Annotated in this window: 11 protein-coding genes; 7 read left to right on the forward strand and 4 right to left on the reverse strand. The window is 34.3% G+C overall.

The annotated features are described in order from the left end of the window. The 4 genes from F6K27_RS14200 to F6K27_RS14215 form a co-directional block, all read left to right on the forward strand. On the forward strand, positions 1-1,047 hold a 1,047-nt coding region (locus F6K27_RS14200; protein ID WP_287276749.1), incomplete at its 5' end, for an SGNH/GDSL hydrolase family protein. 931 nt (positions 1,048-1,978) lie between these two features. Further along, entirely contained in the window at positions 1,979-3,331 is a 1,353-nt protein-coding gene (locus F6K27_RS14205) for a hypothetical protein (RefSeq protein ID WP_124146023.1), read from the forward strand. 1,167 nt (positions 3,332-4,498) lie between these two features. Then, on the forward strand, positions 4,499-5,749 hold the full coding sequence (locus F6K27_RS14210; RefSeq protein ID WP_287276751.1) for an SGNH/GDSL hydrolase family protein: 1,251 nt from the start codon (positions 4,499-4,501) through the stop codon (positions 5,747-5,749). Between the two features lie 1,525 nt (positions 5,750-7,274). After that, positions 7,275-8,690, forward strand: coding sequence for a hypothetical protein (locus F6K27_RS14215; RefSeq protein WP_375339683.1), 1,416 nt, complete (start codon positions 7,275-7,277; stop codon positions 8,688-8,690). Positions 8,691-8,930: 240 nt separating this feature from the next. Here the strand turns inward: F6K27_RS14215 and F6K27_RS14220 are convergent, their stop codons facing one another. Continuing rightward, on the reverse strand, positions 8,931-9,995 hold the full coding sequence (locus F6K27_RS14220) for a hypothetical protein (RefSeq protein ID WP_287276752.1): 1,065 nt from the start codon (positions 9,993-9,995) through the stop codon (positions 8,931-8,933). A 664-nt stretch (positions 9,996-10,659) separates the two neighbouring features. Between F6K27_RS14220 and F6K27_RS14225 the strand changes: the two genes are divergently transcribed. Beyond that, positions 10,660-12,459: a hypothetical protein gene (locus F6K27_RS14225; RefSeq protein ID WP_287276753.1), complete on the forward strand. Its 1,800-nt coding sequence runs from the start codon at positions 10,660-10,662 to the stop codon at positions 12,457-12,459. Between the two features lie 864 nt (positions 12,460-13,323). Here F6K27_RS14225 and F6K27_RS14230 read toward each other — a convergent pair. Further along, on the reverse strand, positions 13,324-14,502 hold the full coding sequence (locus F6K27_RS14230; RefSeq protein ID WP_287276754.1) for a hypothetical protein: 1,179 nt from the start codon (positions 14,500-14,502) through the stop codon (positions 13,324-13,326). Between the two features lie 825 nt (positions 14,503-15,327). On the opposite strand from F6K27_RS14230, the gene mfd reads away from it, so the two are divergent. Beyond that, on the forward strand, positions 15,328-18,777 hold the full coding sequence (mfd, locus tag F6K27_RS14235; protein ID WP_287276756.1) for a transcription-repair coupling factor: 3,450 nt from the start codon (positions 15,328-15,330) through the stop codon (positions 18,775-18,777). Between the two features lie 1,043 nt (positions 18,778-19,820). Then, on the forward strand, positions 19,821-20,423 hold the full coding sequence (locus F6K27_RS14240) for a hypothetical protein (RefSeq protein WP_287276758.1): 603 nt from the start codon (positions 19,821-19,823) through the stop codon (positions 20,421-20,423). 570 nt (positions 20,424-20,993) lie between these two features. Here the strand turns inward: F6K27_RS14240 and F6K27_RS14245 are convergent. After that, positions 20,994-22,028 carry a WD40 repeat domain-containing protein gene (locus F6K27_RS14245; RefSeq protein ID WP_287276760.1) on the reverse strand — a complete coding sequence of 345 codons (1,035 nt, stop codon included), beginning with the start codon at positions 22,026-22,028 and terminating at the stop codon, positions 20,994-20,996. Between the two features lie 740 nt (positions 22,029-22,768). After that, positions 22,769-23,968 (reverse strand): glycosyltransferase, encoded by a 1,200-nt coding sequence (locus F6K27_RS14250; RefSeq protein WP_287276762.1) that lies wholly within the window; start codon positions 23,966-23,968, stop codon positions 22,769-22,771. Positions 23,969-24,225 lie beyond the last annotated feature (257 nt).

Genomic DNA, 24,225 nt, shown 5'->3' on the forward strand with positions numbered 1-24,225 from the left:
GCTACAGCATTTTGGACAGGAGAAGGTATACCTTCAGAATTAAAAATGAATAGTGGAGGGTTTCGTGATTATGAACGTAGTAAAACTCAACCTGAAAATGGATTAAGAATAGCTTTATTAGGAGATTCTTTTACAGAAGCAATTCATGTCAAATTGGAGGATACTTATGGTGCAATTATAGAGCAAAGATTACAACAGTGTCCTGTATTAAAAGACCGGAAAGTTGAGGTAATGAATTTTGGTGTACAGGGTTATGGAACAGCTCAAGAATTAATGACTTTAAGACATCATGTTTGGGATTATGTACCAGATTTAGTAATATTAGCTTTTTATGCTGGTAATGACCTCCGCAATAATTATCGCGCTTTAGAACACGATCATCTCAGACCTTATTTTGTTTACAAAGATGGTCAACTTGTTGAAGATATGTCATTCCGCGATTTAAATTTTTGGGAGAGAGACCGTTATAACTTTTCTATAGTAGATTCATTGCCATTTTGGTCTGTGCAAAATTCTCGGATTTTACAACTAATTAGAAAGGTAGATATTGATGCTAAACGCCGTCAGTTTGAAAAAGATTATAGTGAAATTAATCTAGCTTTTTACAAGGAACCACAATCAAATTCGGATTGGGAAGAAACTTGGAAAGTCACTGAAGGTTTAATTAAACTAATGAGAGATGAAGTATACGATCGAGGGGTAGATTTTATGCTAATAACAGTCAGTGACTCTTATCAAGTTTTACCGGATATTCAAAAGCGTGATGGATTTAGAAAATCTTTGAATGTGCCAAATTTATTCTATCCAGATATCAGATTAAAAAATTTTGGTAAGGAAGAAAATATGCCAGTGTATAATTTAGCCGGACCTATTTGGGAGGAAGCGAAAAAAACTGGTAAATGTTTGCATGGTTTTGATAATGCGGTTCCTTGTGGAGGTCATTGGAATATAGCAGGTCATAAATTTGTCGGGGAAATAATGGGAAATTATTTGTGTGAACAATATACTACTCGATTAAGCAAAGAAGGTAAAAGGGAAACCCTCTAATATCGTTTCACGGAAGTCAGAAGTCAAAAGTTAGATTTAATAGGCTAAAAATTTTGACAATACAGTAGTTTCAGGCAATTATTTGACACTTAAAGGAATGAAGCTATTTGTGACATCCTTAAAGTGAATTGGTATAAATTTATTTATCTTTTCTTTTGTGGGTTTAATACCCCACCGTCTACAGAATGCTTAAAATTGTTTGGGTTTGAATACCGATGTAATTAGAGCTTCTGCCTTCTGCCTTTCCTACGCAATGCTGGGCAAACAGCACAGATCGCCTCCAGAATGTAGGACGCACATCTGACAGTCAATCATTTTTGATTTGTAATTGTTTTAGGATTTTGTAACTGGTCAGTTATTTCCGCCATCCTGCAATAGCTGCCTTCTTCAAGGAATTTGTTAAGGATGCTTTATACCAAAGCACTTTGTTTCTCAAAATAATTCTTTTTTTTGGCTTTTCATAAATTAAAATACTTGCTGGAAAAAAAAATTTTATTGGTAATCGAAAAAAGTTTCAGTAAGTTTAAAAATTAATATAGCATTTTTCTACAGACACGAAGTACTTATGTTTATGGTTTTAGGGAATAGGTAGTAAGAAAGATGGGGAGACAGAATAGGAAACAAACAAAAAATCTTTACCGTTGGCCGTACCAAATCGATCTCCGAATATGCTGTAATTAATAATTAAAAATTATTTTTGGCTCTCTCTTGAAAATGGATGGGATTGGCGAATAGGATTTCTTCTTTAAGTAAGAAGATTTATAGCAGTGGAAGGAAAAGTGAAGACATATCAAAAGCTGAAAACTCAGACAAAGCAATATTTTTCCTTCTGCCTTCTGCCTTCTGCCTTCTGCCTTCTTCCTTCTTCCTTCTTTCTTCTTCCTTCTGCTATAAACCTTAATTATTTGGTAAATAAAAATTCAGCAATGCCATGAAAAATTTTAAATGGATGCAGGGAATCAAAACAGGATTCAGTCTAGTTACGATTAACTTAGTTTTAGGATTTATAGGATTAGAGATTGTATCATTAGGTTTTTATTATTTTCAGGAAAATCGACTATTTTATACGAGAGAAAGTACTATTTCCAAAGTAAGAGAAGACCTGGAAAAAACTGGAACTAGACTGGGTGCAAATTTAGATAATGAATCAATATTAGAGCGAATACATCCGTTTTTTGGCTATGTGCTAAAAGCAGGAAGTTTTACCCATGAAGAGTCGGGAATAAGAATTAATAATTATGGTTTTGTCTCTCAGTACAATTATCCTTTTGTTAAAAGTAATAAGAATCAATTTATTATTGGTATTTTTGGCGGTTCAGTTGCGAATAATTTTGCCGTTGGTCTGAACATTAATCAATCCAGAGGTAATGAAGAATTTATCAATAACTTAAAAAGTATACCTGAGTTAGTAGATAAAGAAATAATCATCCTATGTTTTTCGGGGGGAGGTTATAAACAACCACAGCAATTATTGATTTTAAATTATTTTCTTTCTATCGGCCAAGAATTTGATATGGTCATCAATATAGATGGTTTTAATGAAGTAGCTCTATCTCATCAAAATAATCAAGCAAAAATAGAATTAACTCTACCAAGCATACAACATATTTTACCTTTAACAAGGTTAGCTAGTGATGATTTGTCTGTAATGAAAGCAATTGTTAAAATTAGCGAACTGAAACAGAATTTATCAACTGCTATTAATAAGTTAGAAAGTTGTCAACTAGCTTCGTGCCATAGTTTGAGAAGTTTGCAAGTCAAAGGATTATTAGAAAGCTATCAAAAAGAGATTATTAAATATGATCGACAGATAGCTCGAAATTCTCAAAACCTTGATAGTGACAGTCTAGTACATTTGAAGAAGATGCCTGAAGTATTAGAATATGAGGTAGCTTTTGAGAAGATAGCAGAAAATTGGTATGAATCATCACTAACAATGAATCAGATTTTAGCCGAGAGAAATAAATGGTATTTTCATTTTATTCAACCTAATCAATATTATCCGACTGAAAGAGTTTTTAGCCCGGCAGAAAAAGTTCTAATTATTGAAGGAAATCCTTATTCAATAGGAGTAAAAAAAGGTTACCCAATGTTATTTTCTAAAATTAATAACTTACGAAAAGCCAACGTAAATATATTTAATGGTGTGAATATTTTTGATGAAGAAAAAGAAGTAGTTTATCGAGATGCTTGCTGCCACTATAATTTTGTTGGAGACACAATTTTAGAAAGGTTTGTTGCTAATTCCATCAAAAATGTAATGGAGAATCAAGATAAAAATTAGAGTAATATAACAGTTGAAGGGTAAACATTTCCTGCGAAATGCTGCGCAAACAGCGGTCAGCTATCAGCTTCATTACCTTTAGTTGACAACTAAAACTCGTCGTTCTTGTGCTTCAATTCTCTGGTTGAAAATGTAGTATAGCTTAAGCGAATGCTTGCTTCATTTATTAAAAATATCAGAGCTAACTGTTAATAGGTGAATGCTTACTTTGAAGGAAAGGAAACTGAGATACCAAAAGATTAAAGCTCAGACAACGTTAGATTTTTCCAACTTCAGTCCTTCTTCCTTCTGCTGTATTATCTGGCTTAAAATTGAAAGTTAGTTAATATGAAATATCAAAAAGAATACTATGAATAATTTCCCTGCTTAAAAGACTTTACCTAGAAATGTCGATTTGAATAAAAACAGGATTTGACTCTAACTAAATGATATATAGACTATTCCTACTAAACATCCCCAATAATAAAAAATAAAATCAATTATTCCACTCTTATTCATCAATTCTTTCTCCCTGCTCCCTGCTTCCTACTCCCTATGCGTGGAGGAGGTGTCTACTGATACCATTTCTCTGTAAACAATAAACTTAATAATTGTTGCTCAGACCTGATTAAGCTGACTATTCTCATCTTTATATTAAATGGAACTTCATAGAGAAATAGAGAAATGGTATGACTCGGTCCTCTTGTAAACAGTCTAATTATTACTCTGCTGATTAAATCTAAAAGCATTGACATATAAAGACAAGTGCCTTTTTGGGGCCTTTAAAAAGTGCATGGTATCACGTCTAAAACGCTCATGCATGGAGCGTATTTTAGGCACATAGTTGGGCAGAAAAATCACTCTTATACCAATTTCATAAAATATTGCAAAGCGTGACGAAACAGGGAACAGAGAACAGGGAACAGGGAAAGAAAAACATAAATATTAAAGAGGAAAAAAGGTGGAAATTTTAGAATTTATGGAATTTATAATTTTTTCTTTTATGAATAAATCACAAATTAAGATGTAACTGCCTTTTTTGAATTTGGTATTACAATTCTTACTCCTACCTCCTCGCTCATTCCCATTTCTTCTGTCTCCTGTCTCCTACCCCAGCAAAAAGACTTTCCATGCGCAAACCCTAAGTATTTGTAGCAAAAATTTTAGTATTTCATATAAGTAGAGAAAATGAAAAAGCGACAAAATTTAGCAGTAAATATAGGAATAACAATAGTTACATTTATATTTGCTGTGATAGTGGGAGAAGTAGGATTAAGAATATTAGGAATTGCACATCCCCCACCACCTAGAACAGATGAAAAATCAGAAAATAAATCTCTATATACTACTAAAGATCCAAATCGAGGTTGGGCAGGAAATCCTAATGCTACAGCATTTTGGACAGGAGAAGGTATACCTTCAGAATTAAAAATGAATAGTGGAGGGTTTCGTGATTATGAACGTAGTAAAACTCAACCTGAAAATGGATTAAGAATAGCTTTATTAGGAGATTCTTTTACAGAAGCAATTCATGTCAAATTGGAGGATACTTATGGTGCAATTATAGAGCAAAGATTACAACAGTGTCCTGTATTAAAAGACCGGAAAGTTGAGGTAATGAATTTTGGTGTACAGGGTTATGGAACAGCTCAAGAATTAATGACTTTAAGGCATCATGTTTGGGATTATGCACCAGATTTAGTCATATTAGCTTTTTATGCTGGTAATGACCTCCGTAATAATTATCGTCCTCTAGACCACGACCATCTCAGACCTTATTTTGTCTATAAAAATGGTCAGTTAGAGTTAGATATGTCATTCCAGACAATGAAACCTTGGTCAAGAGGTCGTTATGTTTTTTCAATGGTTGATATATTACCAATTTGGTTAGTGAGAAATTTTCGGATTTTACAGTTAATTAGAAAAGTTGATATGGATGCTAAACCACGTCAATTTTTAAATGATTATGGCAAAACTATTGTTTCTTTTTATCGAGAACCTGAATCAAATTCTGACTGGGATAAAGCTTGGAAAGTAACGGAAGATTTAATTAGGTTAATGAGGGATGAAGTCTATGAAAAGAATAGAGATTTTATGTTAATAGCAGTTAGTGATTCTCATCAGGTGCATCCCAGTTTAGAACACCGTGAAAAATTTAAAAATTCTCATAATTTATCAGATTTATATTATCCAGACCGGAGAATAGAAGCGTTTGGCAAACAAGAAAATATTCCGGTTTATATTTTATCTGGACCATTAGTAGATGAAGCGCAAAAAACAGGCAAGTGTTTATATGGATTTGATAATGCTGAACCTTGTGGAGGTCATTGGAATATAGAAGGTCATAAATTGGTAGGGGAAATAATGTCAAATTATTTGTGCGAAATGTATGATTTCACAGAAGTTAGGAGTCAGGAGTTAGGATTCAGGAGTCAGTAGGTAGAAAGGAGTTTTTCAGTGACTTTAGAGTTAAAAATAGGTATAATTTGCCACTATTGTTTTGGGTGAAAATTTACCACTAAGTACCTAGACAGAATTAATTGTACATTTTTGATTGCTCTGTCGTAGAGTCATAAAAGGATGCCAAATAAATTTATATACAAATAATTTTGTCTACCTACTTATAGCGTTTCTTAGCCTAATGAGATACACCTATCTTTATTTGTCTTCTGTTTCCTGTTCCTTAAAACCAAGGAATGCGCGTACCTCACGCTTCTTGGAAATTGCTATAGTTGAATTTCATACATCAAATCAGCAACGCCAAAATTAAAATTTATAATACCAAATTGGTAAATGGTTGCTACAAATAGCGAGGGTACTTCTTAGAAGTAAACCCACCCCTAACCCCTCCGGTGGAGGGGAAGTCAGGAGTCAGAATGAATGGTTTCAATACCAGTTTTTAGGTCATAAATTCTCTTTTCTGTCAAAGGGACATTTCCTGTAAAGCCTTTTAATCACACTTACTATTCGTAACATTCTTTTTTCAAAATGGTATAATAATTAAAATTAACCATCAGAGAATTTATTGGATAACTGAAACATTAGTCAGATTATTATTTTATCAACAATAAGACTTGATATTTTGACCGAAAATTATGGTCAATAGCCTCCCCTTTTAAGATGATAAAAAGTGGTCGACGGAATGACTGGTGTAAAATTCAAATGATACCTGATACCGAAAAAAATCTATCTATAAATCAACAGGATAAAGTAATGCTATACTTAGGTAAAATTTCAGTTATTAAGTAATTAAAAATATCTGAATCACTTTTTTGCTAATTTTAGCCAAGTTAATGTTTATTATTCTTGTGTTTAATTCTCCCTATACGGACGTTACATACAACTACTACTCCCCCTCCTGGGAGAGGGGTTAGGGGTGAGTCCCCTACTCAAGAAAATGTAGAAAAGTTTTTCAGAAATGCTATAAGATCAAAATTCATAAGATATGGAACCATTAGATAAGCTTTTGAGATTACAGAATTGCCAAAAAAAATCCTTAACTGAACTGTATCTATCTATAGACTTATCGTAAGCATTTCCTGCGGAATGCTGCGCAAACAGCTATTAGCATTCAGCTATCAGCTTTTTAACGAATGAAGCAAGCATTTGCTTAACTTCTACTACATTTTTAAACAAAGAATTGAAGCACAAAAACAACGAGCTTAAATTGTCCACGAATACCAGTTTTATATGAGGTTGCATAGAATTATGAAATTCATTAAATCGATCTATTTCTATCTACTCCTTTCTGTAGTCAATTATGCTTGAAATATTATTCTATGCAGCTTCATTTCAATTTGATATAAAGGTAATAAAGCTGATAGCTGACTGCTGAATGCTTACTACTTATCTACTTTCTTTCTTCCTTTTTCCCTCTTCCTTCTTCCTTCTTCAAAAAGTCCTTAACTGAACTGTATCGATCTCTAAATATATCTTCTATAAAATGACTATGAAAAAACTGGGTATGTTCAAAGATTCCAAAGAACTATGGAAAATTATTTTGATTAACATAATTTTGCTATTTATCTTTTTGGAATTAGGTTCTTTGGCTTGGTATTTTATCAGGTATAAGCAATTTTTCTACACGAGAGAAAAGGTGGCAAAAACCAATCAAGAGGAAGAACAAGAAAATCAAGCAGAAAATGAAAATAATAATGCTAATGTCAATACCAATATGATGGGAATAAATTTAGCAGGAATTAGGTTAGAAGATTCTGTAATAGAAAGACTGCATCCTTACTTTGGCTATGTTCAAAAACCAGGACCAGATTTTCGAGAAGGGTTTAAATACAATGCTGCTGGTTTTATTTCTCCTTATGATTATCCCTATCAAAAAAAGAGTGATAATCAATATATAATCGGAGTTTTTGGTGGTTCAGTTGCCTCTAACTATTCAATATATGAAATTCAGAATCAAATTTTGGTCAATAAATTAAAGCAAGTTCCAGAACTTAAAGATAAGGAATTTATTATCTTGTCTTTTGCCACAGGAGGCTATAAACAACCGCAACAATTAATACTATTAAACTACTTTCTCTCCATCGGTCAAGAATTTGATATGCTCATCAATATAGATGGGTTTAATGAGGTAATTTTGGCAAAAGCAAACAATAAAAATAATATTGATATTATGATGCCAAGTACCAATCATGTTGTGCCGTTAACCAACATAGCTAATAATAGTCTCTCGACAAAATCTATTAGAGCAATGTTAAAAATTAACGACAGTAAAGATAAATTGAAAGATGCTTTAGAAACTTTAGATAAGTGTCAAGTAGCTTACTGTTATGCCTTGACATCAATTTATGTACAAAATCTAGCAACGACCTATCGTAAAAATGTCAAAATATTTGATAAAGAAAGAAAAAAAGCAGCTCAACAAGCTGCGGGAGAAACTGAAGCTAGTATCGTTTATTTCTATGCACAATCTCCTCAACTAGAAAAATCAGAATTATATGAGACTATGGCAGAACATTGGAAAAAAGCCTCCATAATGATCAAGCAAATTGCTGCTAATAATAATATTTTATATTTTCATATTCTACAGCCAAATCAATATTACCCTACCAATAGAATTTACAGTGAAGCAGAAAAGAAAATTGCTTTTGATTCTGATACTCCTTTTAAAGAAGCAACAGAATTGGGGTATCCAGTGCTTTTAAGTAAGATAGATGATTTGAAACAAAATGGTGTGAATATTTTCAATGGTGTAAATATTTTAGATAATGCCAAAGAGATAGTTTATATTGATAGTTGCTGTCATTACACGAAAGCTGGAGAAAAGATTTTGTCTGAATATATAGCTAATTCAATCTTTAATACACTTGCTCCAAATCAAAATCAATCGGTAGATAGTAAAAATAAATCAAATAATAGATAAATATAGCAATCCTAACCTTATTTGGGTTGTAATATTTTGATGGCACTTAGGAGTCAGGAGTCAGAATTTACTCATGTTTTCAGTTCAAATTAACTATTAGACCTCTCCAGAAAAGAGGCAATAGGGAACAGGGAACAGGGAGAAGTAATTGATAATTTATGGATAATAATTGATTTTATTTTTGATTTTTGGAGATGTCTATTATCAAAAATTTCACAACCAATGGGCGAATTGCTATATCTACTGAAAAAATTCTTCAGAGAGATACTTATCTATTACTTCAGCAGCTAATCTATTACCAGCAATATTCCAATGAATATCGTTAGGTTTGTAGAGAGGAATTTGAGTCCCCGCAGTCACAAATTCTTCAACAATGTCAAGATAATATATATTATTTTCGACAAGAGCTTGAGATAATAATTTGTTAGGCTGTCGAAAGTCCAATTTGTCAGGAGTAAAATTGTAACTAGCAACTACTTTATCTCTTAATTCTTTGATAACTTGTACTTCATCAGGCATAAAGACTACGACTAAAGTAATATTTCTGCGATCGCAGATTTCTTTGATTTTTAATAAGTCGCCCAAAGCATCATTAAAATGTTCTTGAAATTCAGTTTCTTCAGGATTTTTGAGAAAAATATAACTCCTCTTTTTTGCCTCTTCCAGATGAAAGTCATCCGGTACAGTAGGTAAATCTTCTCGATACTCTATATTATGATGATAAAGATTACCTTCAAACTTACTATTCACCTTAATTAGGAAATCAAAAAATGAGAAAACGTAAGAATCTTGAACTTTAAGTAATCTCCGGTCTTGTTGTGATTTATAGTTATCAGAAAAGTCATTTCCGACGTAAAAAGATAACAATACCATATCAGGATTTAATTCTAATCCTTCATTGACTAATAGGGATAAATAATCTTTCGGCCCAATAGCAATTATACCCATATTAATTAATTCTATTGGCTGCTGACTATCTTGATTAAGTTTTGACTCCAATAGAGTTAGAAAATTATGTTTGTAGGGAATACCTCCATAAGCAAAAGAATCACCTATACCCAAAATTCTGTATGTACCTTCTGCTTTTTGTTTGCTAAATTCTACATCTTTAAATCCCCGAGAATTTAATTGGAAGTCATAATCTGTAGATAATGGTTTCCCACGCCAACGATTATAAGATGAGGGGTCGTAGAACATAAAAGATGGATTAATTTTGTGATAAATTCTGAATGTGACTTCTGTTAAGCCAAAAGTTATTAAAGATATAATTGCTGTTTGACGGAGGATAGAAAAATTTTTTTTCATTATTAAAATTAAATTTTCTAGGATGAATGTTTTGATTGGATTAAGTACAGTTAATCTAGATTAGCGATCGCTAATATGTTAATATAACACCAGTAAAAAAAATACCTATAAATTAACTTTTTCTAGATAGATAAGCGCGATATGGGAGGTTTGAATTTGGCAATCTGGAAAATTAAATTTGAGTATAAAATTTCCCATTCCCCATTCACTATTCTCTATCCCCTTTTTTGATAAATATGGAATGTTTTGACTGGATTAAATACAATTAATCTAGATTAGCGATCGCTAAAATGTTAATATAACACCAGTTTAAAAATATCTCTCTAAATTAACTTTTTCTATCTATATAGATAAGCGCTATAGGGGAGGTTTAGACTTGGCAATTTGGAAAATTAAATTTGAGTATAATTTTTCTCCATTCTCCATTCCCTATTCCCTATTCCCTGTTACCGAATAATTAAGGTTTAAAGTCTCTCCTTTAAAAGAGAAACAAGCGGTAGTTAGCGCAGCTCCCCGAAGGATGGGATGCTGAGGGAACATAGCCATATCCAATTGACCAAGAGAGAAAAAATTTTCCTTTTATTCAATCCTCTTCCTTTTAGGGAGAGGTAATTATTAATTATCCATTATCAATTATTGAACTGTTCCCTTTTTTTTGATAAATATGCAACGTACTCATTCTAAATTAGTTTTAGGAATAAATTTATGTTTGGCGATAATTCCAGCTATAGTTCTAGGAATTCTTATTCTTAAGTATAGTTTGAATGTACCGATTCAAGACCAATGGCAAATTGCTGCTGTCTTTGAAAAAGTTAATGTAGGAACTTTGTCTTTCAACGATTTAATGGCACAGCATAATGAAAGCAGAAAATTTTTCCCCAGACTAATTTTTATCTCCTTAGCATTTTTGACAAAATGGAATATTAGATATGAAATTTTAGTCATATTTTTACTTGCCTGTATAGTTGCTGTAAATATTTATCTTTTAAACCAATTAACAATTAATGCTTCCCCAATCAAAAGTCTGACCATAGCATTAGTATCTAATATTTTTATTTTTTCTGCAGTGCAATATGAAAATTGGTTATGGGGTATTCAAATAGTTGTTTTTATTCCCATTGTCTGTATTACTACCTCTATATTAATTGCTTATTCTCAACTGAATAATACAGCAAAATTTTTAATTTGTATGTTCTTGGCAACCATCAGCACTTTTTCTTATGCTAATGGTTTATTAGCCTGGGTAATTGTCTTACCAGTTTTAGCTTTAGCCAAACTAAAATCTTGCTCAGATATACGAAAAAATATCAAATTATATATCCTCTGGATAATTGGATTTATCGCAAATATAGCCTTATATTTTTACGATTATCAAAAGCCATTATCTCATCCTAATCCAGTAGAATCTATTCAATATCCAGATCAAATATTTCAATATTTTCTAGCATTTATAGGTACTGCTCTTGGTATAGGTAGCAGTATACAACCTCTCAATAATTCAATTATTCTTGGTTCCATAATTATTACCCTATTTATTTGTTTGTCTTCTTATGTACTATGGCAGATTAAAGACTATCAAATTCGGTCTCAAACCATTGGTTGGATTATGCTCGGTTCATATACAGTTATTAGTGCCTTAGTTACATCCGTTGGTAGAGTTTCATTTGGTATAGAACAAGCACTTTCCTCAAGATATACAACCTTTTCCACTTATCTCATTATCTCCATAATTCATTTAACAATTATTGTGGGAGAGGATTGGATAAAAAAAGAATACTTGTTAATTAATAGAAGCCTATTCTCAAAAATTATTTGCTGGTTTCTCGGCATAATAACTGTTCTGCAAATACATAATTTTACCTACAGTATAGAAAAGATGAAATCATGGCGACAGAATTACTTGAAATATAAAGGATGTTTATTACTCATTAATTTTACTCACGATAACTGCCAAAATTTGATTGATTATTACTACTTTGAATCTCATAGACAACGGGCGCGTTACTTAACAGAAATGGGTTTTTTACACCCTGCTTTAATTAAAACTAATCGCATTCAAGACCTTGTAGATACTAATAATGAGAGAGAAGTAGAAGGTATTTTTGAGAAGCTAGAATTCATTGGTGAGAATAATTTACTAGGGACTGGTTGGGCAATATTTACTGATACGGGTTTACCTGTAGATGCCATTGTTTTAAGTTATGATAATTCTCAAGGTGAATCTATTGTTTCTGCTGTGGCAGATATGACAATGCCAAGACCTTATCTGGTGAAAGAATTTAATAGTCAAAAATACTTTAAGTCAGGATGGCAAAAGGTATTGTCTACTCATAAATTTCCTCAAGGAAATATTAATGTTAAAGCTTGGGCATTAGATACAGATACCGCTAAATTTTATCAAATTCCTGGTACTTATGTAGTTAATAAAAATGGTGAAAATCTTACTGTTTTGTCAGGTAATTAAAGAAGGAAGATGGAGGAAAGAAGAAGGAAGAGGGAAGAAGGAAGAGGGAAGAAGAAAAAATTTATAGATATAAATAAGTTGTAAAGTAAGATAGTAAAAGCTCCTTTTTAGCCAAAAATTAAAATTTTTTAGGGAAGAATGTACACAAAATAACCAGTGCATTTTAATTTTCATAAAAAATAGTTGCAGCTTAGATATAGTAAGATATTTAACGTTCAGAAAATAGAGGATAAATATACAATTAATTTTGCTTAGGTACTTAGTATTCTTTTTCATAATTGCTATAAAACTATCCCTCACAGCTAGATATAGCTAGCAAATAAAAACTTAACATTAAATGACCAAAAAATCAGGTCAATAGCTTCCCCTTTTAAGGAGATAAAAAAAGAGAATTCCGTATTTTCGTAGCCTCCCATTACAGGAGGTGCTGATAACTGATAACTGATAACTGAAATGACCTTTTGGTAAAGTCGAAATTAGTCGAGAAGTAACAGGGGAGGTTAGACAGGTAGATATTTATTTTTCTCCGGTCTCAAATCCTCCTAATTCTGGCCTAAATTTAGGAGTATTGGGTAAAATATTATTGAGTGATTCTTTAATTGAACCATTTCAGAATCAAACAACCTTGAATGAAGTTAGTAGTTGTGTGTTGAAGTTATTTTATTTCCAGAGTTAATTGCAGCGATAAGCAAAACGGAATCGAGAATATATTCCAGAATTATATTTGCCTAATTTATATTTTGGGTTGAAAAAAGCGCCGTCTACACGGTGTTTACAATTGGTTGGGTTTTGAGTCCCAATCCATTTTTTTTTCCTTCTTTCTTTCTTCTTCCTTCCTTCTTCCTTCTGCCATAGCAATCTTCCTTATTCAAAAAAATTATCGATATCTCTTACTAAATAATCGAATAAAATATCCGCAGCTAATAAATTTCCAGCACTATTCCAATGAGGTTCCCGAAGTAAGTATAAAGGACGATTTTTTTGTTCTCTTCTAAATCTATCTAACATATCTATATAAGGAATACTATTAGCCTCCAAATATTTCCTCAAAATCTCTTGCTGACAAGTCGTATTATAAGACTCTCGCTTCAAATCATCATATTCCGCAAAAATGTCATTCAACAATTCATCATTAACTTGATATTCATCGGGATAAATTGCCACCACAAACTGAATATTTCGAGACTCTAATAAGGCTTGCATTTCTGAAATACTCTGAAAAATATAGTTAATATTATCGTCTCGCTTGCCCTCAAGTAAATCTCTAATCTTACAGAATTTGAGCCTACTTTTTTCTACCCGCAGAAAAGCTTTTTCAGATAAAATTCCCGGTGACTTTTCCCGTTCAATAATTGGAGCTGATGCTAAATTTAAACTAGCAACTAGAGAACTACTAAACTGGGCAGAATCCTGTTTAGCTCTTTGTAATTCCTGGTAAACTTGATATTTCTGCTGTAAAAACATCAATAATCTAGACTTACCAATAATCGGATAACCAAAAATAATTAATTCATCTTCCTTATCTATATCTATATAGATGCCATTGACAATAATTCGTTTTCTTTCTGGGTCAGCGTCACGAAAATCATTACCAACAAAAAAACCTAAAACTACCAAATCTGGATTATATTGCAACCCATACTTTTTCAACATAGCTAACTGTTCCCCAGTATGAGTTCCTGGATAGCCAACATTAATCACATCAACTTGCTGTTTGCCATAATAATTCTCAAATTTTTTCTCCAACAAAGCCGTATAATTTCCCTCCTTTCCACCAGCCCAATTAAACGAATCACTAACCACTAACAAGCGAAATTTATTTTGGTCTTTTTGTAAAGGATAATCTCTGTCATTAAAACCAAATTGATTATTTCCATTAATATAAGGTCGTACTCTAAATCCTAAATCTGAATCGTACTGATAGAGACCTTTAAATAGATAAGGCTCCAAAACAATCATCACAATTTCTACCAAAACTAGAGGTATAATTATCCAGGTAAATGTTAATAATAAAAATGTATTAAAATTTTTCCAGTTAATCAATTTGAGGAATTTTGATAACATATTGAAGAAGGAGACAGGAGACAGAAGACAGGAGACAGGAGGGAAATTACTTATGGATAGTCAACGAATAGCCGCTCCGCGTCTACCCTTCCCCAAGTAATTTTGAACACGACCGTTGACGGTGGGGTATTAAACCCAAAATCAAAATATAGGGAATTAAAAATATAGTACTTTGCCCTGGTATAGTTTCCAATTGAAAGAACTAATCAAGGAATTTTTATAGCAGAAGGAAGAAGGAAGAAGGAAGAAGGAAAAATATTGCGTTGTCTAAGTTTTAAGCTTTCGATCTGTCCTAACCTTTCCTTCGACTACTATATAACTCATTTGAGGGGAGATAGAAAGATAGGGAGTAAGGGAGTAGGGAGCATTTTTCCAACAAAAACACTATATGTACCATAGTGCTATAGTTTTTATCTACTACATACAGTGCTTTTGCCTAATTCTGGTCAAAGAAAGAGGATGTATTTCGGCTCCAATTCCAACAGGACTTAAGGATTTTTCCAACAAAAACACTATATGTACCATAGTGCTATAGTTTTTATCTACTACATATAGTGCTTTTGCCTAATTCTGGTCAAAGAAAGAAGATTTATTTCGGTTCCAATTCAAACAGGACTTAAGGATTTTTCCAACAAAAACACTATATGTATCATAAGGGTGGGATGATGCCATTCGGAGCGACTCTGTCAAGAGCGGGTTTCCTCGCCATATCCAATCGACCAAAAAAAAGTAAACTTCAGTATTTCAAACCTTTGACTTTAGTCGGAGGTACTGATAACTGATAACTGATAACTGATAACTGAAATGACACTATCTTCTATTATTAAACTGCTGGGGCGATCGCCCTTAACAACCGAACTCCTAAACAAACTCCAACAATACCAATGCCTACAACTCAACGGCGCTCCCCGTTTGCCCAAAGGCTTAGTTGCATCTACCCTGGCCCAACAACAACAGCAAAATTTGTTCATTGTCACTGCTACCTTAGAAGAAGCGGGACGGTGGGCAGCACAGTTAGAGGCAATAGGATGGCCAAAAGTACATTTTTATCCCACCTCAGAAGCATCACCCTACGAAACCTCCCACTCCGAAGAAATGATTTGGGGACAAATGCAAGTATTGGCAGACTTGTTGAGTGGGAACGCCCCAGAAAATGCAAGCAATAAAGCAAAAATGGCCGTAGTTGCAACAGAGCGATCGCTCCAACCCCACCTACCCACAGTTAAACAATTTCAACCATACTGCCTAACACTTAACCCAGATATTACCAGCAACTCCAAAACTTTAGATGAAAAACTTGCCCAGATGGGATATGAGCGAGTACCCCTAGTAGAAACCGAGGGTCAGTGGAGTCGCCGAGGGGATATTATAGATATATTTCCCGTAGCATCAGAATTACCAGTGCGCCTAGAATGGTTTGGCGACGAACTCGAAAAAATTAGGGAATTTGACCCCTCTACTCAACGCTCCCTCGACAAAATTGCCAAAATAGTAGTCACTCCCACAAACTTTAGTCAGTGGGGGTGGGGAAACTTAGAGTCAATGACCGACTCAAAATTTGTCTCCCTTCTAGACTATTTGCCAGAAAATACCCTAGTCGCCATAGACGAAGCTGACCAATGTGCAGCTCATGGCGATCGCTGGTTTGAACTGGTAGAAGAAAATTGGCAACAACTCAACCCTGACCAAACATCCCAACCATTACCAAAAATTCATCGTACTTTTGGCGACTCCCTCGCAGAAGTAGAATTATTTCCCAGACTATATTTATCCGAACTCGTCAAAGAAAGCAATAACAGTATTACCAGCTCAGTGGAATACACCCTCAACCTTGCCAGTCGTCCCTTACCAGTCATGCCACACCAATACGTAAAACTGGCAGAAAACCTGCGCCAGGAAAGGGAACGGAAATTTTCCGTATTCCTCATTTCCGCCCAACCATCGCGCTCCGTTTCCCTGCTCCAGGAACATGACTGTCCCGCTCAGTTTATCCCCAACCCCCGCGACTACCCCGCCATTGACAGACTGCAAATTCAACACACCCCGGTTGCTCTCAAATATAGTGGGTTAGCAGAATTAGAAGGATTTGTTTTGCCCACATTCCGGTTAGTTGTCATCACCGACCGAGAATTTTATGGACAACACACCCTCGCCACTCCCACCTATATTCGCAAGCGTCGTCAAGCAGCTTCCAAACAAGTAGACCCGAACAAACTGCGTCCCGGAGATTATGTGGTTCATCGTCAACATGGTATCGGCAAGTTTGTCAAATTAGAAAGTCTAACGATGAATAATGAAACTCGCGACTATCTGGCAATTCAATATGCTGACGGTTTGTTGAGAGTTGCTGCAGACCAACTAAGTTCTCTGTCGCGACTCAGAAGTACGGATAAGAAAAAACCGCAGCTCAATAAACTTACGGGTAAAACTTGGGAAAGCACCAAAAATAAAGTCCGCAAGTCAATCAAAAAATTAGCCGTTGACCTGCTGAAACTTTATGCTCAACGCTCCAAACAAACAGGTTATAGTTTTCCTGCTGACTCCCCGTGGCAAGAAGAAATGGAAGATTCGTTTCCCTATCAACCTACTCCCGACCAGTTGAAAGCAACTCAAGATGTGAAACGGGATATGGAAAGTGAGCGAGCAATGGATCGCCTTGTTTGTGGTGATGTGGGTTTTGGTAAAACAGAAGTTGCTATTCGGGCAATTTTTAAAGCAGTCACTGCTAACAAACAAGTAGCATTTCTCGCCCCGACTACAGTTTTAACTCAGCAACATTATCATACTCTCAAGGAACGTTTTGCACCTTATCCCATAGAAATAGGTTTACTCAACCGCTTCCGTACTACTAATGAAAAGAAAGAAATTCAACGGAGGTTGGCGACTGGGGAGTTGGATATTATTGTTGGCACCCATTCTATTTTAAGCAAAACGATTAACTTTCGGGAGTTGGGGTTGTTGGTGGTGGATGAGGAACAACGGTTTGGTGTTAACCAGAAGGAAAAAATTAAGGCGCTCAAAGCTCAGGTAGATGTGTTGACATTGACTGCAACGCCAATTCCCCGGACTTTATATATGGCGCTTTCGGGAATTAGGGAAATGAGTTTAATTGCGACTCCACCCCCATTGCGTCGTCCGATAAAAACTCATCTTGCACCCTACGATCTGGAAACTGCTCGCACTGCAATTCGCCAAGAGTTGAATAGAGGAGGGCAAGTTTTTTATGTTGTACCGCGCATTGAGGGTATTGAAGAGTTGGCGGGAAAATTACGAGAAATGATTCCCGGAGCTAGAATTAATATCGGTCACGGTCAGATGGATGCTAATGAATTGGAATCAATAATGCTCACGTTTAGTGCTGGTGAAGCTGATATTTTGGTTTGTACCACAATTATTGAGTCTGGTTTGGATATTCCTCGCGTTAACACGATATTAATAGAGGATGCTCAAAAGTTTGGTTTGTCTCAGTTGTATCAGTTGCGAGGAAGGGTTGGTCGTGCCGGAGTGCAAGCTCATGCGTGGTTATTTTATCCGACTACTGCTTCCGGTGGAATAGCGCTGACAGATGATGCTCAAAAACGGTTGCGCGCAATTCAGGAATTTACCCAGTTAGGTTCTGGATATCAGTTGGCAATGCGAGATTTAGAGATTCGGGGTGCGGGGGATATTTTAGGTGCAGAGCAGTCTGGTCAGGTGAATACGATCGGGTTTGATCTGTATACGGAAATGTTGCAAGAAGCAATTAGTGAGGTTAAAGGTCAAGAAATTCCGCAGGTGGATGATACGCAAATTGACTTGAGTTTGACTGCATTCATTCCCGCAGACTATATTCTAGATTTAGATCAAAAAATGAGTGCATATCGGTTAGTTGCTGCTGCTAATAGTCGGGAAGAGTTGAGTCAAATAGAAATTGATTGGAGCGATCGCTACGGTACTATTCCGAAAGCTGCTTTACAGTTATTAAGGATGATGGAATTAAAACAAATTGCCAAAAAATTAGGCTTTTCTCGGATTAAATTAGAAGGGAAACAACACGTTGTTTTAGAAACTCCAATGGAGGAACCTGCATGGAATTTATTAAAGGAGAAATTACCAGGACATTTAAAGTCTCGTTTTGTGTTTAGTAAGGGTAAAGTAACAGTTCGTGGTTTAGGTGTTTTAAGTGCTGATAAACAGTTAGAAAATTTAATAGAATGGTTGATTAAAATGGAAGGTGCTTTGCCAGAAACTCAATTAAATTTTCAGTATTTATAAAAAGTGTTTTGACTATGATTTGGAGGGGTGTTATTAACTTGTTTTGTGACAAAAAAAATCAATAACAATTTGACAACTGTTTGCTACAAATACCTAGGCTATTTATTAGTAGTCAGGTAGGGGAGCCGCCACATTGGCAACCTACAGAATGAATAGTTTTCATACCATTTTTTAGGCTGTAATATCATGTGCCCCCTTCGGGGAGCTACGCTTACAGTAAAACAGTTATAATTAGGGCTTGCTGATTAAATCTAAAAGCATTGACATATAAAGACTAAAGAATTTTTGGAGTCGAATTGCAGTGCAAATTTTTCACCTCTTTATGCTCATGCATGGAGCGTATTTTAGGCGCATAGTTGGGCAGAAAAATCATTCTTACAAAACGCCCGCTCCTACCTCCTATAAATTCCAATTTCTCCTGTCTCCTGTCTCCTATCTCCTGTCTCCTACCCCTACCACTCATACTTTTTCAGCAAACCCTAATTATGCTCGTAGTTGTGCTCTAGCCCTAACATAAGTATTTATACTACATCCGGTTTAGTAATAGGATATTCAAAAAACTTGAAGTCTTTGCTATAGATAGGATTTGGGAATAGGGTAAGTACCTCTTCATCAGCGGATTTAGTATTAAAAGGGCTAAATCCCAACTACAAACAAAAATTTTATTATAACTAATTATGCGTTAGCGTAGCTCCCCTGGAAGGCAGTAGGGTAGCTTCCCCGGAGCAGATACATAATATAATTTATCTTTTTAGTTAAAGGGACATCTCCTGTAGATTCTTTTAATTACCCTTACTATTCATATAGCGTTTCTCAAGTTGAGGTACAGTTGTTTTTCTTCTTTAACGATTTAGAACAAACTATTTTCGGTATGGTTTCTAACGGTAAACTTTGGGAATTTGATAAATTGAAAGGAGATGTTTTTACCTGGAATATTATCAGTTATACTCTGGGAGACTAGGAGAGATTATTTGCAGTTATAAATTATGTGTTTTAGCAGTGTTTGTTAGAATTAGAGAATAATTAAAACAGAGTATTAAATCATGCCATTCAGTAATTACAAAAATATTGCAGCAGTCGCCAAAGAATATCAAATCAAATATATTTCTGCAAATTTTATCAATGAACTGGAATTTCCAGTGCCTCAAAATTTTAGAGAAGAATTAGAATTTCTACTTTCTCATGGAACCATATACGGTTCAGAATATGCTATTTGCGAAAATTTAATTTATCCTCTTTTGAAAGAAGTCTGGAAATCTTATTATGAGAAACTGACGCTTTGGAGCCACGAAACTTTAATTTATGATGAAAAACTTTCAGGACAACCAGATTATATTGTGACTAAACTCAATCCTCTAGGCAGAATGATTTTTGACAAACCCTATTTTTTAGTAGTTGAAGCCAAGCAAGATAAATTTGAAGAAGGATGGGGTCAATGTTTAGCAGAATTATTAGCAGTACAGAAAATTAACAACGATTTAGAACAAACTATTTTTGGTATTGTTTCTAATGGTAAATTTTGGGAATTTGGTAAATTAAAAGGAGATATTTTTACTAGGAATACTATTAGTTATAGTATTGGAGATTTGGAGAAATTATTTGCTGTTGTAAATTATGTATTTCAGCAATGCTTGTTACAGTTGTAGAATAATTAAAATAGTCTCTTAATCTAATATTTAGTAGTAAAATAACACTGGGAAATAACCAAAATTGGTATTAAAAATTCCTGAAAAAAAGTTATTTTTTATAATTGAAATATCAAAAACATACCGCTGTATCTCAGATGAAGCAATTCGAGATTTAGAATAAATTTGCGATTATATTCCTGTAAACAATTCTAATACCAATTTGATAAATATTTGCTACAAATAACTAGGTTATTTCTGAGGAGTAAACCCACTCCTAACCATTCCCAGGAGAGGAAGTCACCGAGTCATAATGAATAGCTTTGCATAAATTATCAATTATTTCTTCCTGTTCCCTGTTCCCTGTTCCCTGTTCCCTCTTTTCTGGAGATGTCTAGTTATAGATAGGTTAACTGTTTAGGAATCAGGAGTCAGTCCTCAGGAGTCAGGAGAAGAAAGAATTAGAAAGATGAGCGTAGTTATAGCGATTGGAGAATTTTTTATGTCCAATTAAACGGATTTGATATAATATCATATCCGTTTGAATACTTATACTTTCAAAATCTAATTACTCAACCGGATATGATATAATTAACTAACTTGCCACAAACGAACAACACCGTAGCGACCACTAGATGCTAAAAAGTTGCCATTTGGAGAAAACGCAATACTGTTAACAATATTAGTATGTCCAAATAAAGTTTTTAGGGATTTACCAGTAGTAACATCCCATAAACGGATAGTTTGGTCGTCACTTCCAGATGCTAATATTTTGCCATCTGGGGAGAAAGCAACCATTGTCACCCGACCTTGATGCCCTGACAACAGTCGTATTTGTTTGCCAGTGGCAACATTCCATAAGCGTATAGTTTCATCCCAACTGCCCGATGCTAATATTTTGCCATCTGGGGAAAAAGCAACTGTTTCGACTCGTTTAATATTTTCTTGGAGAACTTGTATTTGTTTGCCAGAAGCAACATCCCATAAGCGTATAGTTTCATCCCAACTGCCCGATGCTAATATTTTGCCATCTGGTGAGAATGCAACGTTATTAATTGGAGAAATATGTCCTTTTAGATCTGCTAATAATTGGCCTGTGCGTAAATTCCATAAATAAATATCTGGATCTGCTCCTATAGCTAGCAAGTTATGATGAGAATTAATCGCACCACACCTAGCAGGACAGTCGATTTCCCATAATATATTGTCACTCAAACCTATGTGAAATAAGGTAGCACCACCAGCACTACAGACAAGAATTAAATTATTTTTTAAAGGAATTATATCTGTGATAAATCCACGTCCTAAACGTTTTTTCATCCCTTGATTAACTAATTCTGGTAAAGCAACGGAGCGAGGATATTGTAATAATTCTTCTTTTTGTTTTTCTGTAGCTTTTTCCCAGAGTAAATTGTGTGCTGTCCATTGCACTATTCCTGTTTCTGTTTGAATAATTTGGGCAACAAGTTTGATGCCTTCTTTACCAAATTTAAGTGCTTCTCTAACAGCAGCTATTCTTTGTTCTTGGGAGTTATTATTGGTAAGTTTAGTTTTGAGATGCTGCAATTTTTTCAGAGTTTCTGTATCTTGTGGGTTAAAAGATTTATTTTGTAGGTTATTATTCATTGTTTATAGCTAATTAACTTAATACCATTGTATTTAATTTTATTGAAGAAGGAAGAAGGAAGAAGTAAGAAGGAAGAAGGAAGAAGAAAAGAGAATCACAAAGATTTAGTAGTTATGACGATTGGAGAATTCTTTTACAGCAGATTCCAGCAAGCGTGAGGTGCACCCCGATGCGGGCAAGATGCCCGCACTATAAACATTTAATTATCGGTACTTTGATATTTTTTATAGCGAAAATGCCTTCAAAGCTAGTAGGGGTAAGGGAAATACGTTGCTCTGGCTAAAAATGCCTCTTTGCGTAGCATTCCGCAGGAAAACCTAGATATATCAGGAAAAAGGTTGGTTAAATGTAAAACCTAGACTATATAAGGGTTTGATGCTGTTCTTAACATATTTTTTGTCAAAGTACCATTATTAATCATAACTTACGCAGAACCGCCATATCTAGTAAGGGGGATTTCCTACGGAATGCTCCGCAAACGCGAATCGCCCCTACAGATGGTGTATGACCTAATATAGCAATGTGCGCTGGCATATTTACAAATTGCAGGAGGTGTTCAATAGCTAAAAGTCTTATATGATCAGCTTTTTATTCCCCCAAATGAGCTGTTCACTATTGCCTGTTCCCTGCGCGCAGCGCTATATTTTGCGTAAGTCCTGTTAATATCTGTGGTAAGCATTTCCTGCGGAATGCTGTGCAAAATGAGGCTAACTGATAGCTGACTGCTGATTGCTTACGTTTATTGTTGAAATTTTTCTGGTGAATAAGTTCGCCCTTTCCAATCACTACCTCGCCCTCGCCAGTGTCGCCAAGCTGAATCTATGGTAATTAATGTATAGATAAAAGCAACAGTTGGTAAACTCATGGCATAGATTGGTGAAAGTTGATAAAATTTGACAATAGGTAAGTAAGCTAAAAACATTAATATTCTTGTCAATAAAGCGATCGCTACTATTTCCCACCAACTAAAAATTACTCCTAAAATTATTCCTAATGAAGGAACTAAATAAGTTAATTTCATTCCTATTACTGTTGCAATTAATAGCAATGGTGAATAATTTAGCTGAGTAAAAGCAGTACGAGCAACCATACTCCAAATACTAAATAAATCTGGATAGGAACGTCTACTTTTGGTGTCTGAAGTTAGTCCTAACCAAATCTTTTTATTGGTTGATTTTTGTTTAACTGTTTTAGCTAAAGAACAATCATCTATTAAAGCATTTTTAATAACTTCTATTCCGCCAATTTCATCTAAAACTTGGTGACGAATTAATATACAACCTCCAGCAGCTGCAGCAGTAGAATTTTGCGGATTATTTACCCATCTAAATGGATATAATTTCTGGAAAAAAAATACAAATGCCGGAATCATTAATTCTTCGGTTAAAGTTTTACATTGCAGTTTCACCATTAAAGAAGCTAAGGCTAAATTTTCCTGTTCTGCTTTAATAATAAGTTGGCGAATATTTGTGGAGCTATGTTCAATATCTGCATCAGTAAAAAGAAAATAATCGGGCGCTTGAGTTTGTTGTTTTGCATATCTAATTCCTTGATTAATTGCCCATAATTTTCCACTCCAACCACTAGGTAAATTTCCTGCTGAAATTACTTCTAGTTTAGTAAAATTATCATTTTTTTTAGCTATGAATTTAGCAACATTAGCTGTGTTATCTTTGCTATTTTCGTCCACCAATATAATCTTGAAATCCCCTGGATAATCTTGATTTAATAAGGATTTTAGTGTCGAAATCAATAATTTTGCTTCATTTCTAGCAGGAATTATCACAGAAATTGACGGCCAATATTGAATTTTTCTAATTTCTGTTTCTGATATTGGTAATAATCGTTGATCTGCCAACCAAAATTTGCCTCTAAAAATTAATAAATATATCCATATTATTAGATTTAAAATTATTGTTATCAATAATATTTGCTGCATAAATTAACCCTGAAGTCTAAATTTAAGAATATTTAAAGTCAAGCTATAGGTGTTAAGTCTTGGATTTTAAGTGAATGATATCATCTCCGCTTAATTAGTGGTTAAAAAACTTTTTCCTGCCCTATTCTTATTTACATTATTTATCTCTTTTCACTGATTTATAACTATTCAACTAAGCATGATATAGTATCATGCCCGAAGGCAATCGTTTGTGTAAACCTAAGGGTGAATATCTACAGGAAATTTAGGTTTTTTTC

Origin of the sequence: Okeania sp. SIO2F5 (assembly GCF_010692685.1) — a bacterium.
Taxonomy (GTDB): domain Bacteria; phylum Cyanobacteriota; class Cyanobacteriia; order Cyanobacteriales; family Microcoleaceae; genus Okeania; species Okeania hirsuta.

Excerpts from the sequence above, each read along its gene's own strand:
- F6K27_RS14205 (WP_124146023.1), top strand. The coding sequence starts at position 1,979 with ATGAAAAATTTTAAATGGATGCAGGGAATCAAAACAGGATTCAGTCTA.
- F6K27_RS14210 (WP_287276751.1), top strand. The coding sequence starts at position 4,499 with ATGAAAAAGCGACAAAATTTAGCAGTAAATATAGGAATAACAATAGTT.
- F6K27_RS14215 (WP_375339683.1), top strand. The coding sequence starts at position 7,275 with ATGTTCAAAGATTCCAAAGAACTATGGAAAATTATTTTGATTAACATA.
- F6K27_RS14220 (WP_287276752.1), bottom strand. The coding sequence starts at position 9,995 with ATGAAAAAAAATTTTTCTATCCTCCGTCAAACAGCAATTATATCTTTA.
- F6K27_RS14225 (WP_287276753.1), top strand. The coding sequence starts at position 10,660 with ATGCAACGTACTCATTCTAAATTAGTTTTAGGAATAAATTTATGTTTG.
- mfd (WP_287276756.1), top strand. The coding sequence starts at position 15,328 with ATGACACTATCTTCTATTATTAAACTGCTGGGGCGATCGCCCTTAACA.
- F6K27_RS14240 (WP_287276758.1), top strand. The coding sequence starts at position 19,821 with ATGCCATTCAGTAATTACAAAAATATTGCAGCAGTCGCCAAAGAATAT.
- F6K27_RS14245 (WP_287276760.1), bottom strand. The coding sequence starts at position 22,028 with ATGAATAATAACCTACAAAATAAATCTTTTAACCCACAAGATACAGAA.
- F6K27_RS14250 (WP_287276762.1), bottom strand. The coding sequence starts at position 23,968 with ATGCAGCAAATATTATTGATAACAATAATTTTAAATCTAATAATATGG.